Below are 17014 nucleotides of genomic sequence, written 5' to 3' on the forward strand. Positions count from 1 at the left end.
GGGAATTGCTTCCCGTCCTTCAGTTTTCAGGAGAAATACTTTTCACCGCCGGCTTGTCTGCCCCGGTTTGCTCATCCCTGGCTACAAAGAATTCAAATTCCTCTTTTTTTGCCATTTCAGAGCTATTGCCCTCATATTTATGCGAATTTCCGTCTCCCGGCTCTTTCTGCATAAAACTTCCGCTCTTACGGGTTGCCAACATAAACTAAAAAAACTCGCCAAACAATCAGTCCATAGCAAATTCGATAATCCATTATGCAATAGAAATGCCAAAATCGCATCTATTCTTTACCTCTTATCCCTGCTGACAATAGTTGAAAATATTCTTGGGCGGCAGGATTTCCTGCAAATTTTTCCTTCGTTAAACAAGTCCCCATATATTCAAATTATTATCAGTCTCGCCTCTTGATAAAAAATATGGTAGTGGGCCATCGGCTTTGTAGAAAAAATGCTCTTTTACTGTATTGAAAGACACGGCTTGCTATGTGATAAGCCGATCCATCCCGCGGCAACAGCGCTAATCGCGATAACTCTTGCGCCAAAATGGCACATAGTGTGCTAAATTTGCACTTATTTTAAAGGAATCCCTGAAAATGACAGAGATGAACGAAGACAATTATCCCCCGCCGCGCCTTGCCTGGTTTATGTGGGGGCTGGGGGCGGTTTTATACCTGATCGGCTTTTTCCAGAGGGTCGCGCCCGCCGTGATCACAACGGAGCTGATGCATGATTTCGCCATCAGCGCGACCGGCCTGGGGAATCTTTCCGCTTTTTACTTTTATAGTTATGTATTCATGCAGGTTCCGACCGGCATTCTCGCCGATCGCCTCGGCCCGCGCCGGCTGCTTGCCGCAGGCGCGCTGGTCGCCGGTATGGGCACACTGCTGTTCGGCCTGGCGCCGACAATCTTTTGGGCTGGCGTAGGCAGACTCCTGATCGGCGGCTCGGTAGCCGTTGCCTTTGTCGGAATGCTGAAGCTGGCTGCCCACTGGTTTGCTCCGCGCCAGTTTGCCCTGGCCACGGGAATGGCGCTTTTTTGCGGCATTATCGGGGCCGTCTCCGCGGGGGCGCCGCTCCGGGTGCTGGTTGATCTGGCGGGCTGGCGCCCAGTAATAATGGCCTCCGCCCTGGTCACGCTGGGGGCGAGCCTGGCAATCTGGCTTCTGGTTCGCGATGACCCCGCGGAAAAAGGGTTCGCAAGTTACGCCCACCCGGCTGCGGAAGAGGCTCGCAAGAGCTCTGTTAAAGAAGACCTCCGGGAAATTTTCCGCTATCGGAACACCTGGCTGCTTTGCCTGATTCCGGGCGGGGTGGTCGGCCCGATTCTGACCTTTTCCGGACTCTGGGGGGTGCCTTTTCTGGTTACCCATTACCATTTCACCGCGACCGGGGCAGCAGCGCTCAACTCGTCCGTACTGATTGCCTGGGCGCTGGGCGGGCCATTGGCCGGGGGGCTTTCCGACAGGCTCGGCCGGCGCAAACCCCTCTATATCGCAGGCTTGCTGACCCTTACCGGCGCCTGGGGACTGGTCATTTTAGTTCCCGCCCTGCCGGCTCCCCTGCTGATTGGCTTGCTGCTGCTGGCAGGCCTCGCCTCGGGGAGCATGGTTGTTGGGTTTGCCTTTATCAAGGAGTCCGTCCCCCTGCGGCTGGGGGGAACAGCTTCCGGGCTCGTCAATATGGGAACAATGGCAGGACCGATGATTTTACAACCGGCAGTGGGGATGATTCTCGATTTGACCTGGCAGGGCAAGCTGGTTGACGGAATCAAGGTTTACGGATTTGACGCCTTCCGCCTCGGTTTTTCCCTGATGCTGGCCTGGGCATTGGTCAGCTCCGTGCTGATTTTCTTTACTACGGAGACCGGCTGCCGGCAGCATTCCTCCAACCCTTAAGACAGACTGAAACCGCTCAGCATATCGGTATAATGTCGTTCTTGAGGGCCTGTCCACAAATAACCTGGGCAAGATTGCGCTCAGATTTGGGTTGGATTTGGTTGCGGCGATTGAACAAAACCGCAGACGTAGCAGCGCTACGTTGAGGAGATTTTGTGATTGAGCCACAGCCAAAGATGGCCCAAAGATGAGATGCAAGATGTTCAGGTTATTTGTGGTCAGGCCCTTAGCTTTTTTTCTTCCCTGATCAGCTTGTAGCGGGAAATGCCCAGTCGCTTCGCCGCTCGGCTCCTGTTGCCGCCGCTTAACGCAATGGCGCCGGCGATGATCCTTTTCTTCGTCTCCTTTGTAACCCGGTCAACTGTCCCAATAAAATCGACCTCCGGCGTTGACAGGTCGGGCAGCATGTCGTCAATCTGCACTGTCATTTTTTCCTTGTTCGCCGTGTTTCTCATCTCCACCGGCAGATTTTCACACGCGATCAAATCTCCTCCATTGTGGAGTATCATAATCCGCTCGATTATGTTCCTCAATTCACGAACATTCCCCGGCCAGGGATAAAGGATAATAATCCGTTCCGCCTCTTCCGTAAAACCCTTTACCGTTTTTTTGAATTTATCATTGAACTCCTCCACGTAATAGCGGGCCAATAGCAACAGATCCTCTTTTCTTTCCCGGAGAGGGGGAATCTGGATCGGAACAACGCTGATCCGGTAGTAGAGATCCTCCCGGAAAGAACCTTCGGCGACCATGCGGTTCAGATCCCGGTTCGTGGAAAAGACAAACCGCACATCGATCGGGATGCTCTCATTGCCCCCCAGACGGCGGATGTGCCGGTCTTCCAGCATCCGCAGGAATTTTGCCTGAATGCGGATATCCATATCGCCTATTTCGTCGAGCAGCATTGTGCCTCCGTTGGCGTATTCAATCAGGCCGATCTTCCTTCTTCTCGCGTCGGTAAAGGCCCCCGCCTCGTAGCCAAAAATCTCGCTTTCTAAAAGCGCCGCCGGGATTGCCGCGCAATTGACATCAACAAACGGTTTGGCAAAACGGTTGCTCTGACGATGAATCGCCCGCGCAATCAGCTCTTTGCCCGTCCCGCTTTCCCCCTGGAGGAGAATGTTGGTATCGTGCCCCGCCACCTCCTTGACTACGTGAAAGAGCTCCAGCATCTTTTCCGACTTGCCGATGATGTTATGGAATCCCAAAAGGATATTCTCCCGTTCCTTGAGTTTTTTCACTTCGGTCTTCAGGGAGTTAGCTTCGAGCGACAAAAGCGAGTGCATAATCGCATTTTCGTATGATTTGGAGGCATTGTTAACGAGAATATCAAGAACATGAATCTTTTCCGGCGAATAGTCCCCCGTCTTTTTGGCCAGATAAAGGGCCCCCTGGAATTTTCCCCCAATTTTCAGCGGAATGGCGATTTCAGCGGGATAATCGGCAAAGAAAGGGCGAGTAGCCGCCCCGGTTGCATTGCCCCGCCGCAGAACAAAGGCGTTGTCATCAATCGCCGTCTTGATGATGGTATGGGCGATTTCTGCCTTATAAGACATCTGGTCGTCGATTAAAACCTTGCCCCCGTCATTGATTAAACAGCGGTTCTTTTCCACGTCGAGGATATAGACAAACACCTTATCCGCGTCCGCTATCTGCAGCGCCCCCTCGGCGAGAATCTCCAGAATGTGGTTGTTGAGGATGTAGCTGGCGTTCATGCGGGAGACACAATCCTGAAGAACAGTAAGCATCCTGATTTTCTCGATATTGTCTTCGAAAAGCCTGATATTGTGGATCATCATGCTCAGAATGTTGGCATAGGTTACAAAAAGGTTGATTTCCTCCGGGCAGAATTTGGTCTCCTCGTTAAACCAGGCGGCGATGATCCCGATCACCTCTTCCCCTATTTTTAACGGGGCGCAGAAGTATGAACCGCGATCGTATATTTTTGTAAGCATCCGGTCCATTTCCGTCATGCGGGGATCGGTCGCGGTTACCTCGACCGCGATTGGATGGCCTGTTTTTGCCACCTTGGTAACGATACAGTCGTGCTCGCAGATATTTATGACCGAAACAATCTTGCGCAGTTCTTCCCGGCTGTAATTGTTTATTGCCCGGGCTTCAAGATTCTGGCGCGAGGCGTCAAAAAGGCGGATGATGCCCCGGTCAAAACCGATGCTTTCTACGACCTCATCGAGCATCTTCTCCAGTATTTGATCGACTTTGGAGGGCGCGGCCAGAAACGTGCTCAGCCGGAAGATGCTTTGCAGCAGCTTGTCTTTGTCAAGTTGAAGCTCCGCCGGGGGCGAAGTTAAAGCGGATGCTGCAGGCATTGGGGAATTCATATTATCCAATTTTGTCATAAGCCAGAAACTGCATTGTAAACATAGCCCGGCCCTGCGTCGCGGAGCGCAGATCGGTCGAATAGCCAAACATTGCCTTGAGCGGAACCCTGGCCCTTATCTCGCTGATTGTCCCCTTGGGGGAAATCTCCTGAATCTCCCCCCGCCGGGCGTTGATATCCCCGATCACCTCGCCCATAAATTCCGGAGGAGTAATGATATCGACCCGCATAATGGGATCAAGCAAAACAGGTTCGGCCAGTTGGCAACCATCCCGGAATGCGGTTGCCGCCGCAATTCGGCAGCCCAGAGGGGTGGTTTCGCCTTCCCGGATCAACCCGCCTGTGATCGAAATCCGGATGTCAATGACTGGATAACCGGCCAGAACCCCGCTCTGCAGCCCTTCTTTTATCCCTTCTTCCATGGCCAGGAGCATTTCTTCGGTAAACTGGGGCGCTTGATCATCGAGTTTGCGGATTATCTCTGCGCCGCTCCCCCTTTTGCCCGGTTCCAGCAAGAGCCTGACGCTGCCGAAATGTTTTTTGTCAGCCAATTCCCGGTCGAAAATCCCCTCGCACTCCACCTGTTTTTGAATGGTTTCGCGATGCACAACCCGCGGTTTGCCTACGTTGATGCGGGTGTTGAACTCGCGCAGCAGGCGGTCGGTTATTATCTCAAGATGCAGCTCTCCCATTCCAGAAAGAACCGTCTGCGCCGTTTCGTCATCGTATTTTACCCGCAGCGTGGGATCCTCCTCCATCAGCTTCCCCAGGGCAACAACAAGTTTTTCCTGGTCGGCCGGAGTCTTCGCCTCAATCGCAAGGCTGATGACCGGTTCATAAAAGTCAATCAATTCGAGAAGAATCGGGTGCTCCTCGCTGCAGATCGTATCACCGGTCGTTATCTCCTTGAGCCCCATGACGGCAATGATGTCTCCGGCCCCGGCCTGCTCCAGCCGCTCCCTTTTGTTGGCATGCATCTTCAGGATGCGCGAGATCTTCTCCTTCTTGCCCCGGCTGGCATTGAACAGCTCGTCCCCGGCGTTTATCCGTCCGGAATAGATGCGCAGATAGGTAAGCTTGCGGCCTTCATCCTGCATTATTTTGAAGGCCAGCGCCGCCAGCGGCTCCTTGTCGCTGCTGATCCGGCTTTCCTCCTCTTTTGTCAACGGATTTATCCCCCGCACCGGGGGAATATCCTCCGGCGAAGGCAAATAAAGAACAACGGCGTCCAGAAGCGGCTGCACCCCTTTGTTTTTGAGGGCGGAGCCGCACAGAACCGGGACGATCTTCAGGGAAATCGTCGCCTTCCGAAGCGCCTCGTTGATCTCTGATTCGCTGATCTCGACCCCTTCCAGATATTTTTCCGCAATGCCGTCGTCAATGTCGGCCAGCAGCGAGATCATTTTTTCCCGCTGCTCCCGCGCCTGCGGCATTGCCTCTTCGGGAATGTCCTCGTACTGGTACTCCATGCCCTTCGTGGCATCATCCCATTTCAGCGCCTGCATGCGGATTAGATCAACAACGCCCCGAAATGATTCTTCCGCCCCCAGGGGTATCTGAATCGGCAAAGGCAGCGAGTTGAACCGCTCCTTCATCTGCCCGATCGTTCCCAGATAATCAGCCCCTACCCTGTCCATTTTATTAATGAAGGCAACCTTGGGAACCCCGTAGCGGTCGGCCTGCCGCCAGACGGTTTCCGACTGCGGCTCCACCCCGCCCACGGCGCAGAAAACGACGACGGCCCCGTCAAGCACCCGGAGGCTCCGCTCCACTTCAATCGTGAAATCCACATGGCCGGGGGTGTCGATCAGATGGATCGCGTGGTTTTCCCATTGGCAGGTCGTCACCGCCGAGGTTATCGTGATTCCCCGTTCCTGCTCCTGGGGCATCCAGTCCATGACCGCCTCGCCGTCGTGCACCTCCCCCATTTTATAGGACTTCCCCGTATAGAAAAGTATCCTCTCGGTCACCGTCGTCTTGCCGGCGTCGATGTGCGCGGCTATCCCGATATTTCTCGTCCGCGAAAGTTTTGATTTTGCTGCCATAAATGCACCAGAAAATATTTATTATTGGGACTGCGGGGTTGCGAGTAGTTCCTTTTTGGGATAAAAAGGCTGGTCAAGCCCGATATGCCCCTTCAGCGACTCCCGGCTCTTGCCTTCGACCAGAATTTTCACCTTCTTTATCTCCGGCAGGTTGGCAGTCAGCGTATTCGTCAATGAATAGATGGTAGCCATCTCCGCGGCGCTTCCCCCGGGATGGTTTTTAACCAGACTCTCCCGAAAATCGACAAGCAGCGTATCATTACCCTCTTTTGTGATGTTCAACAGTTCGGCCTTAGGGGGAAACGTATTGACAAGCCCCGTTTTTGAGCCGGCGATCAAGGCATTTACCATCTCAACCGCCTGACGTTCCGGGGCCGTCTCCTTGACCAGAAATCTTTTTTCCGGAAGCAGGTAGCGTTCATTGACATCGGAAAAGTACAGGGTCACCTCTATCTTCTCTTTTTTCGACTCGGCGATATGTTTGCCGGTCGCGGGCGGATAGATATAGTCAAACAGCGTGATAAAAAAAACGGCCAGAAAAACAACTGCAACTACGACAATCACCGATAAGATCAGCGTTCTTTTGTTCTTTTTCGTTTTTTTCGATTTAACCCCGGCGCTGCGGATTTGCTTTTTGGTGGACATATTGCTCCTTAATTATTCGGGTTTTAGTTGATAACCCCGCTAAAATTATTCCTGCTTCTTGAGTTTACTTCCTGCCCCGTTATTGCCGTTGACCCACCAGTCGTCATTTTCCTTCGACCACCAGTCGGAATAGTCCGTCTCGAGAATGCTCAGGGCAAGCCGGCGCGCCGTTTCCGTCACCAACCGCTCCCTGGCAAAACGCATCCACTCCTTGCTGTATTTGTTTCCCAAATCGCCGCATTCCTTCAAATGGAGGATCAACGCCAGTTGATCGGCATCCCTGGCCAGGAGCCCCTCCCTCGTTTTGCGCTCGTTGAATTCGTCAAGGGCGCCTTCAATCTCCCCGCCGAAAAAAAGCGGGGCCGCCAGCTCTTTTACCGCCTTCTTCTCATCAACCTGCACATACTTTTTATTCACGTAATTCATATCGCCGGTGCGCGCCTCGGGCAGATCGTGCATCAGGCATAGCCTTAAGACCCTCAACTCGTCGGCCTCGGGATCCATTTTACACAATGCATACCCAATATAAAGAGTGCTCAACACATGCTCGGCAACCGATTCGGAACCGGAGCCGAGGAACTGAAACCCGCTCCGGGGGGTCTTCCTCAACATGCTCGTTTCAAAAAGAAATTCAGCTATTTCCTTCATTCACCATCACCATCTGCTCTACAAAAGAGAGCTCCGCATTATTTCCGGCAGAAACACTCCAACGCCTTGCCTTAATGCGACAGATCTTTCTTGATTGTCCGCACCCGGTTGCTCATCATCTCGGAAATCTTTTTCAACTGCTGCTGCAGGGCGGCAACACCTTCCGGTTTCATTGCCGCAACCCGGTCGATCTGTTCTTTCCAGTACTCAATTATTTCTATCTCGCCATCCTTCAGCTTGCGCTCCATTCTTGCCTGTATTTCCTTAAGCAGCGCCGCATTCTTCTCCATTTCGCCCATACCTTTTTCCCCCCCGACATCGCAAAATGTCGCCATTAAGCAGTAATAATAATTTACTGGCGGGGTGTATATATCACTTAAACCATATCTTGCAATCAGGAAAATGGGTATATGCAGCCCCGGCAGCGCCGGGCAAGGTCGTTCAGGCGGGGCAGGATGCCCGATTCCCCGGATGCCTCGACAAGGTTTTGCAGGGCGCGGGGAATGTGCAGCAGGAAATGGGGTTTGCCACGCGTGAGTCCGAGAAAGCCGTACGCGCCAAGGGCCTGCATCAGTCGCTGCGCGGAGGCCTGAAAAAAAAGCGCCCGGAATTTTTCCCATGAAGAAGTTGATCCGGCAAGATCGTAATAAAAACGCAGCAGGTAAGCGCGCGCGCCTTCCGGAAACTGGACGTAAGGATCGTAGATTAACGACCCGAGGTCGTAAAACGGGCTCCCGAACCGCATCCCCTGAAAATCGATAAGTACCGGTTTTCCTTCCTTAACCATTACATTTTGCGACTGAAAATCGCGATGGATCAAAGAGGCCTTCGTTTGCAGAAGCCCAGCGGCCAATCCGACCAGCTCCGTTTCCAGATCATTTTTTTCCTGCGGGGCAAGCTCCATCCGGCAGACGTTTTGAACAATATTTTCCAGAAAGTAGGTTCTCTCCCAACGGTACAATTTTTCATCATAACCCGGCATCAAAGGAAGCGAGTGCGAGGAATGGAGCTTCATGTTAATCTGCTCCGGGGAAAATGCGTGCATTTTTACGGCAAGCGCCAGCGTCTTTTCATAAATTGCACGTCGCTCCCCCCACGTTTTTTCGCGCAGGCTATAGAGATCGCGATCGCCCAGATCCTCCATCAAAATCAGCCGGCGTTCCGGATCGTGGTTATAAATGGCCGGCACACTGACGCCGCTTTCCCGAAGCAATGAGGCGGCGGCAACATAAACGTCGTTTTCCGCGTACATATCCCCGTAGCGCATCAGAATTGCCGACGGGGAACCAGGCGCTACGACTCGGAAATAGCGGCGATCCGACCCGCCCTTGCCGACCGCTGACAGCTCTACGGGGGTGTCGGCAAGAATCCCCAGCGTTGTCCGGACAAACGCCTCCTCGTCGGAATTATGACCGCATTTGTAACTGCTCAGGTTGTCAGGTTCATGATTCATGGTTTACGGTTTACGGTTTACGGTTTTTCGTAATTCAGCGGCGGCACGGAGGGGGCAATCCGAAGGTACGCCTCCAGATTGCCGACATCCTCCCATATCCCCTCGTCGATCACGACCGAGGCCACCGCGCCCGGTTTTTGTCTTATCATTTCCACCAAGGGCAAAATGATTGATTCCGCGTTACCACTGGTCAAACGGTGGAAAAACCTTCTCTCCACAATGTAGATGCCGGTAAAAAGACAGTTTCTCACTCCAGGATTGCCGAGAATATCCCGGATGTCGCAGATCCGATCCTGATTATCGAGAGAAACGTTTCTGTTCGCCCCCCGGCTCCTGAGGACCAGGGTAACTTCCCGGCCTTTTTCCCGGTGGGCGGCAAGCAGCCGGGAAAGCGGCATATCCGAAAGAATATCGCCGTTATAAACAAGCAGGCTTTCCCTCTCCACAAGCAGGTCTTCAATATTCTTGAGTCCGCCGGCCGTATCGAGCAGGATTGGCTCGTGACGAAAAATAATCGGTTTCCCCCGCCAGAGTCGGTCGGGAAAGGCAGCGTCATAAGCGGCGGCGAGGTAGTGGGTGTTGACGATAAAACGCTCTGCACCCACGGTCAGACAGTGATCCAGCGCATAGCTGACGAGCGGTCGCCCTCCCATGGGAAGCAGCGGCTTTGGCAGGCTTTTCGTCAGCGGCCGCAACCGCGTCCCCAGCCCGGCGCCCAGAATAAAACATGTTGTCGGCATCATACCCTATCCCTTTTTTCTACCAAACTCCGGGTCGATCTTCACGAGCGCTGCGACGATAAAGCCGGGAACAGTCGAAACCAAGATCCACAGAAAGAACCCAGGGTAGCCTAAGCGCTCCTGAATCCAGCCGCTCGACATCGCCGGGATCATCATCCCAAAGGCCATGATCCCCGTTGCGATCGCGTAGTGCACCGTCTTGTATTCACCCTCGCAAGCCATGATCATGTAGAGGGAATATGCTGTAAAACCAAACCCATATCCGAACTGTTCGATCGCCACTGCGGCGTTTATTATCCAGAGATTCTGCGGCAGCGCGACGGACAGATAGATAAAAATAACGTCCGGCAGGTGCATGGCAAAAACCATTATCCACAGCCAGTATTTAAGCCCCTTTCGCGAAGACGCCCAGCCGCCGAGAAGCCCTCCCGCCATCAGCGCCATCGCCCCAACAGTCCCATAAACGATGCCTACTTCTGTCGTCGAAAGGCCGAGCCCCCCCTTGGCCCGTCCGTCAAGCAGAAAAGGGGCAACCATCTTGACAAGCTGCGCCTCGGCGAAACGATAAAAGAGAAAAAAGGCGATCATCGGCACGATATCCTTCCGCCGGAAGAAAAGCACGAACCCCCGCAGGAAAAGCGCAAGCGAGCTGTGCTGCGGATCGCGCCGAACGGGATGATCCGCAGCCGGAAAAGGAAGAACAATAACATGATAAATGAAAAGGGCCAGCACAAGCGCCGCCAGCAGGAAAAAGGTCAGCGACCACGCCGTCTGCACGCTGAAGCCCCGCGTTTCCAGGTTCCCGGCAAAGACAACGAGAATTCCCTTGGCGGCGATCACCGCGATCCGGTAGAAGATCGTCCGCACCCCGATAAACGCGGACTGCTGGTGTTCCTCAAGCCCCAGCATGTAAAAGCCGTCGGCGGCGATATCGTGCGTCGCCGAGCTGAAGGCCATGATCCAGAAAAATGCCAGCGTGTAGCGAAAAAAGGCGGGCGCCGGGATCGTCAGGGCAACGCCGGCGAATGAAGCCCCGACGATAAGCTGCATCGCCACAATCCAGAAGCGTTTTGTGCGGAACAGATCGACAAACGGGCTCCACAGCGGCTTGATCACCCAGGGCAGGTAGAGCCAGGAGGTGTACAGCGCAATTTCCGTGTTGGAGACACCCAGCCTTTTATAGAGGATGACCGAAACGGTCATCGCCATGATGTAGGGGACCCCCTCCGCCAGGTAAAGAGACGGAACCCATATCCAGGGGTTAATGTGTTGCATCTTCGGGAATTTCATTGCCGACTGGTTTTGTCCCTTCCTGCAGTTAGCTGGAGTTTTTTCGTCATTCCTATAAACCCCCATGCCCGTGGGGCACAACGAAGCATGAAAATCCCCCCTTGCCCCCCTTTGACAAAGGGGGGATGGGGGGATTTTCATACAAAATTTGTATGCGGGCTATATCACAGGGGGAGAAACATTGCATTTTATTCTTGAGCGATCAGCTAAGGGCCTGTCCACAAATAACCTGGGCAAGATTGCGCCCAGATTTGGGTTGGATTTGGTTGCGGCGATTGAACAAAACCGCAGACGTAGCAGCGCTACGTTGAGGATTTTGTGATTGAGTCGCAGCCAAAGATGACCCAAAGATGAGATGCAAGATGTTCAGGTTATTTGTGGACAGGCCCTAAAACAGTTTGGCCCCCCCCTTTCTGCCGGGGGGCCAAAGGGCATCATAATCATTCGACTAAGTTAATTGCAAAACTCCCCATTCTTGTCATTCCCGCAACGATTCTGAGTGGGAATCTGGTTCTAACTGCTTGAAAAACCATATTCCCGATAGAGACATTATGAACATTAAGCTTCGCTTTCGGGAATGACAAATGGTTTTGCAATTGCCTCGACTAACCACCATGCCCGAAGCGGGCACAACGAACAATGAAAGCGGAGCTTCATGTTGATACAATTGGAGGGACGCGCTCCGTCGCGTCCGGGGCAGTCGCCGCCTTGTCCCACTCGTTGACAAACAGCGGCTTAGCTTAGAAACAGCATCTCCGCATAGCTCGGCGTCGGCCAGTAATCGCCGGCAGTGATCGTTTCCATCGCATCGACAGCCGCGCGCAGCTCTCCCATTGCGGGGATCACCTTATCCTTGATCGCCAGTCCCCGCTTATCGGCAGGCTCAATGGCCTGAGTAAGAAGCGAAGCTTTGTCCAGCTTTTCCGTTTTCTCATAAACCCCCTGAAGACCTTTGTTGAGTTCATCGACAAGCTTCTTCACCCCCGGATTCTTCAGACCGGCCGCCTGCAGGCTGCCCAGCAAGTCCATCTGCTCCTGCAGGAATGCCGATATGGCCGGAATGTACTGCTTGTTGGCCATCTGGATCATTGTCTGAGCTTCAATATTTACATGCTTGACGTACTCTTCCTGATAGATCTCATAGCGTGATTCCAGTTCCTTTCCGCTCAGCACGTGGAATTTCTCGAAGATGCGAATCGTCTCTTTATCGATAAAGGATGTAAGCGCTTCCGGCGTGGTCTTCACATTCGGCAAACCGCGTTTTTCCGCTTCCTTGAGCCATTCGGCGGAGTAGTTATTGCCATTGAAAATGATGCGCTTGTGTTTTTTGATCAATCGCACCAAAATATCCTCAATCTTCTTCTGAAGCTTTTCCGGGGCGGCTTTTTCCAATTCTGTGGCGATTTCATCCAGCGTAGTTGCCACAATCGTATTGAGCGCCACGTTCGGCCCGGACACGGACTGACTGGAAGCAACCATGCGGAATTCGAATTTATTCCCCGTGAAGGCAAATGGCGAGGTGCGGTTGCGATCTGTCGTATCCTTGGGAAATTTCGGCAGGGTGCTGACATTCATATCCAGTTCGCCTATGGCCTTGGCCGGCTGGAAGACGCCCTTCTCAATGCCGGTAAGAATTTCCGTGATCTGATCGCCCAGAAAGACCGAAATAATGGCCGGCGGCGCTTCATTCGCTCCCAGGCGGTGATCATTGCCGGCGCGGGCGGCAGTGGCGCGCAGTATGGGAGAATAACGATCCAGAGCGGCCAATACCGCCATTAGAAAAATCAGAAACTGGAGGTTCTCGCACGGCGTTTTCCCCGGCTCCAGCAGGTTCTGGCCATCGTTGGAGCTGAGCGACCAGTTGTTGTGTTTTCCGGAACCATTGATTCCCGCATAGGGCTTTTCGTGCAGCAAACAGACCAAATCGTGGCGCAGGGCAACCCTTTTCAGGGTATCCATGACCAATTGATTATGATCCGCGGCAATATTGGTGCTTTCATAAATAACGGCAAGTTCATACTGGGCAGGCGCCACCTCATTGTGCTTGGTCCGCGCCGAAACGCCTATTTTCCAAAGCTCCAAATCCACCTCGCGCATATAGGCGTTGATGCGATCGCGGATCGAACCGAAGTATTGATCTTCCAGCTCCTGCCCCTTGGGGGGAGCGGCGCCGAACAGGGTTCGCCCGGAGAGAATCAGGTCCAACCGCTGTTCGTAATAGTCGCGATCCACGAGGAAATATTCCTGTTCGGGGCCCACGGTGGCAACCACTCGCGTAGCCTTGGTGTTCCCCAATATTTTAAGCACCCGCAGCGCCTGCTGGGAAACCGCTTCCATCGAACGTAAAAGCGGGGTCTTTTTATCCAATGCCTCGCCGGTATAGGAGTAGAAGGCGGTGGGGATACAGAGCGTCAGGCCGCCGCCGTCATCGCGCAAAAAAGCGGGAGATGTGCAATCCCATGCCGTATAACCGCGAGCCTCAAAGGTTGCCCTCAGGCCTCCGGAAGGAAAGGAGGAGGCATCCGGCTCGCCCTGACTGAGCTCTTTCCCGCTGAACTCGAAAAACGCCTTGCCGAATCCCAGCGGCCTTAAAAAGGCTTCGTGCTTTTCAGCGGTAATCCCGGTCAACGGTTGAAACCAGTGGGTAAAATGGGTTGCCCCTTTTTCCATCGCCCAATCCTTCATCGCATTGGCCACGGAATCGGCGATGGTTCCATCCAGCGGGTTGCCCTCTTTGATTGTTGCCATCAACTTTTGATAAGTGGCGACCGGCAGTCGCTCCTGCATCACCTTATCATTAAAAACATTTTCTCCGAACGAATACAGCGCATTTTCATCGTGTTGCATAAACCCCTCCTTGTATGGAAAATCCCCCCCCAATATTACAAACCGGTATAATCGGCTGATCCAGTCTCAGTCTTCGCAAGCGAATAGCATGCCAAAATGTAACTATCTGATTTCGTTGATATTTAAAAATAGCATCCCTGACGATGGCGACTATTGATACATATTTATTCCTAAAATTCTGGCGACTTCTCCAGATATTGAAATGCGCAAGGGCGATAAAACAAGCCGTGTCCGTATAACAATTTGATTTATTAAGGATTTATGAAACGTACTGGGAAGGATGGCGAGACGATACATTTTTGCGCCAAACTACAGCCATTGCACGAAACAGGGGACGACCCCATTAAGCGCTCAGGCATTTTCTCAACTTGCCAACAATCGGTAGCTCCCCTTTTATTTCGACTCTTCCTGTCATTGCGCGGAGCGCTCCAGCTCTTTTCTTACCGCCAGCCCCAGCTTTTCTTTGATATAGGGTTTTCTCACGTAAGTACCGGCGCCGAGCCCCTGGGCTTCATGCACCCGATCCGACTCCGAAAAGCCGCTGACGATAATTGCCTTTTGCCGGGGATGGATAGCCAGGACGCTTTTATAGGTGTCCAGCCCGTCCATCCCGGGATCCATGATCATGTCAAGCACCAGCAGGTCAACTGTACGTTCCTGCAAGTACGCCACCGCCTCGGCCCCGCCGGCAGCCGTGAATACCTGGTAATTCAGAGAACTTAGCATCCCTGCCGCCAGCTCCCGCTGCTCCTTTACGTCATCCACCACCAGAATGGATTCCCCCTTCCCCATGTACGCGGCAAGGGCGACAGCCTCCCCCTCCGTGGTCCTATCTTGCTTGGTTGCAGGGAAATATAGCGTGAAGACGCTGCCCTTGCCCTTTTCACTCTGCACATTGATGTAGCCATGATGATCCTTGACCGTGCCCCAGACTACCGCAAGCCCCAGACCTGTGCCGCTTCTACCCATAACCTTCTTTGTATAAAATGGTTCAAAGATACGTTTCAGATCCTTATTGTCGATACCTTCCCCTGTATCGGCTACAGAAAGAACGACATAGTCTCCGCTTTGAATTTCATCATATCCTTGCAGCGGCATATCCAGATACTGACTGGCGGTCCTGATGGTCAAAATGCCGCCTTGGGCCATCGCCTCACAGCCATTGGCAACCAGATTGTAGAGCGACTTGCCGAGATGCACCGAAGAGCAGGTGATGTTCGGCAGATCCGGCTCCAGCTCGGCCTTGATCTCGACTGCGGTATGATAGGATGACAGTTTTTCGAACTCCGGGGACTGGCAAAAATCAGCAATGATTTTATTCAGATTGATAATATCCCTGCCGGATACTCCTCTTCTGGCTAAGGTCAACAGATCATTTACAATCGCTGCCGCCTTCTGCCCCCCGTTCATGATGTTAAGGAGATGGGGCTTAAGCGAGCTTGACGCATCGGCGCTCTCCAGAATCAATTCCGCATAACCGACGACAATGCCCAGAACATTGTTGAGGTCGTGGGCAACGCCGCCGGCCAAGAGCCCCAGGGCCTCCATCTTCTCCGCGCGCTGCAGACGCTCCTCCAGATTGTTTCTTTCCTCTTCCGCCTGCTTGCGGTCGGTAACGTCAACGGCAATGCCTCCCAGGAGGGGTTGTTGATCTGCTCTGGAGATAAGAAACTTTTGTGTTTCGTAATGATGCACTTTCCCGTCAAGATTAAGAAAACTCTCTTCTGTTTTTTGATATCCCCTCTGCATTGCTCTTTGATCATCAGCAAGTATTCTCGCCGCCTCTGAGCTGTTAAAGATCTCTGAAGTGTTTAATCCTATCCATGTCGAAGCGTTGAAGGCCTTGTCCATAGATTTGTTAACATAAAGCGTTCTGCCTTCATTATCTTTAATAAAGGCAAGGGCTGGTGAATGGTCCATAAAAAGAGAAAATCGCTCTTCACTCTGCTTCAGGTCTTCTCTCCGTTTTCTTAAGGCTTCGAGCAGTTGATTGAAGCCGCCAATCAATTCGCCGATTTCATCCTTCCGGGCGATGGGCAGAGGTTCCGGGGGCTGATCGGCATCCGCCAGGACGGCCAGCGTTTTAATGGTGGTAAAGATCGGCGCAAGCTGGCGCTTCAACATCCACCACGTCAGGATGCCCGCCAGCAGGCTCAGGAAAATCGCTGCAAGCAGCATCCGGTTTTGCATGGCGCGGATCGGGGCAAAGGCTTCTTTAGTGGGAATACGGGCGACAATAATCCAACCAGCGGTGGGAATTTGCTTCGCCGACGACAGCACTTCCAAGCCGCGAGAATCCACGATCACGCCGGAGCCCTCGAAGCCGCGCGCATAGCTATCCCACAAAGGATTAACGCCGGCAGTAGGGATCTTCTGCATGATACGGCTCTTGTCGGTGCCGATGATAATCAGATTGTGCTGCGGCGCGACAAGCATATAGGCCCCGGTCTTGCCATAGCGGCTCTTGGCAATCTTGTCCAGAAAACTGGACTCGCTGAGTCTGATCCGACCGGCCAGGACGCCAATTACCCTGCCTTTAGCATCGCGAATAGGGGTTGACATCACGACCGCCGGAGCTTGCGCTCTCTTGCTGACCAATGGTTTGCTGATTGTCGTTTTACCTTTCAACGCTTCAAGCAGGTAATCTCTGTCACTGTAATTGACGCCGACCCTTCCTGCAGCAAGCGGAATATCCGCAATTGCTATGCCGTCAAGGCGAGTGGCATAGGTGCCCGCATTAAACAGCATCGGATAGGCGATGCGATCTTCAAGGAACTTCTGGATGGCCGCAGGATTTCCCAACATGGCCGGAGTAATTTTTCCGGCGACCTTTTCCAGCGTTGTAAAGCGGCCTTCCAGTTCACCATTGATATCTGCGGCTATGATGGATGCCGTCGAGAACTGCTGCTCGCTCAACATCCTCTGCATATCCTCGCGCAGCATCCGGCTGGCATAGAACGTAAGCGACCAGATGCCGATCAAAAAAACGGCCAGCGTTAAGAGAGTCACCTTGGTCTTGAGGGAGCGCCACTGAAATATTGCGCTGAATTCCTTTTTAAATCTGGTCGTTGTGGCTTTCATTGGCGTTTCCTTTTGAGAACTATTACAGA

At 53.0% G+C, this 17014-nt stretch carries 11 protein-coding genes; 1 reads left to right on the forward strand and 10 read right to left on the reverse strand.

Translation table 11 applies throughout. From position 1 onward, the window contains the following. The first annotated feature begins 593 nt into the window (after positions 1-593). Entirely contained in the window at positions 594-1895 is a 1302-nt protein-coding gene (locus M0P74_03705) for an MFS transporter (GenBank protein ID MCK9362696.1), read from the forward strand. 218 nt (positions 1896-2113) lie between these two features. On the opposite strand, the gene M0P74_03710 is transcribed toward M0P74_03705, so the two are convergent. From M0P74_03710 to M0P74_03755, 10 genes are all read right to left on the reverse strand, one after another. Further along, positions 2114-4225: a sigma 54-interacting transcriptional regulator gene (locus M0P74_03710; protein MCK9362697.1), complete on the reverse strand. Its 2112-nt coding sequence runs from the start codon at positions 4223-4225 to the stop codon at positions 2114-2116. Positions 4226-4238: 13 nt separating this feature from the next. Then, positions 4239-6281, reverse strand: a complete 2043-nt coding sequence (gene fusA, locus M0P74_03715) for an elongation factor G (GenBank protein ID MCK9362698.1) — start codon at positions 6279-6281, stop codon at positions 4239-4241. Positions 6282-6302: 21 nt separating this feature from the next. After that, positions 6303-6926, reverse strand: coding sequence for a GerMN domain-containing protein (locus tag M0P74_03720; GenBank protein MCK9362699.1), 624 nt, complete (start codon positions 6924-6926; stop codon positions 6303-6305). Positions 6927-6971: 45 nt separating this feature from the next. Then, positions 6972-7574 carry an HD domain-containing protein gene (locus M0P74_03725; GenBank protein ID MCK9362700.1) on the reverse strand — a complete coding sequence of 201 codons (603 nt, stop codon included), beginning with the start codon at positions 7572-7574 and terminating at the stop codon, positions 6972-6974. Positions 7575-7645: 71 nt separating this feature from the next. After that, positions 7646-7873: a hypothetical protein gene (locus M0P74_03730; GenBank protein ID MCK9362701.1), complete on the reverse strand. Its 228-nt coding sequence runs from the start codon at positions 7871-7873 to the stop codon at positions 7646-7648. A 95-nt stretch (positions 7874-7968) separates the two neighbouring features. Beyond that, positions 7969-9027, reverse strand: coding sequence for a phosphotransferase (locus tag M0P74_03735; protein MCK9362702.1), 1059 nt, complete (start codon positions 9025-9027; stop codon positions 7969-7971). A gap of 17 nt (positions 9028-9044) precedes the next feature. Then, the gene (locus tag M0P74_03740) at positions 9045-9770 is read right to left on the reverse strand and encodes a sugar phosphate nucleotidyltransferase (protein MCK9362703.1); all 726 of its coding nucleotides are present in this window, start codon (positions 9768-9770) and stop codon (positions 9045-9047) included. Between the two features lie 3 nt (positions 9771-9773). Then, positions 9774-11042 (reverse strand): AmpG family muropeptide MFS transporter, encoded by a 1269-nt coding sequence (locus tag M0P74_03745; protein MCK9362704.1) that lies wholly within the window; start codon positions 11040-11042, stop codon positions 9774-9776. Between the two features lie 750 nt (positions 11043-11792). Beyond that, complete coding sequence (locus M0P74_03750) at positions 11793-13904, reverse strand: glutamine synthetase III (protein MCK9362705.1); 2112 nt, start codon at positions 13902-13904, stop codon at positions 11793-11795. 411 nt (positions 13905-14315) lie between these two features. After that, the gene (locus tag M0P74_03755; GenBank protein MCK9362706.1) at positions 14316-16985 is read right to left on the reverse strand and encodes an ATP-binding protein; all 2670 of its coding nucleotides are present in this window, start codon (positions 16983-16985) and stop codon (positions 14316-14318) included. Between the last annotated feature and the right edge of the window lie 29 nt (positions 16986-17014).

The organism is Syntrophales bacterium (assembly GCA_023229765.1).
Taxonomy (GTDB): domain Bacteria; phylum Desulfobacterota; class Syntrophia; order Syntrophales; family UBA5619; genus DYTH01.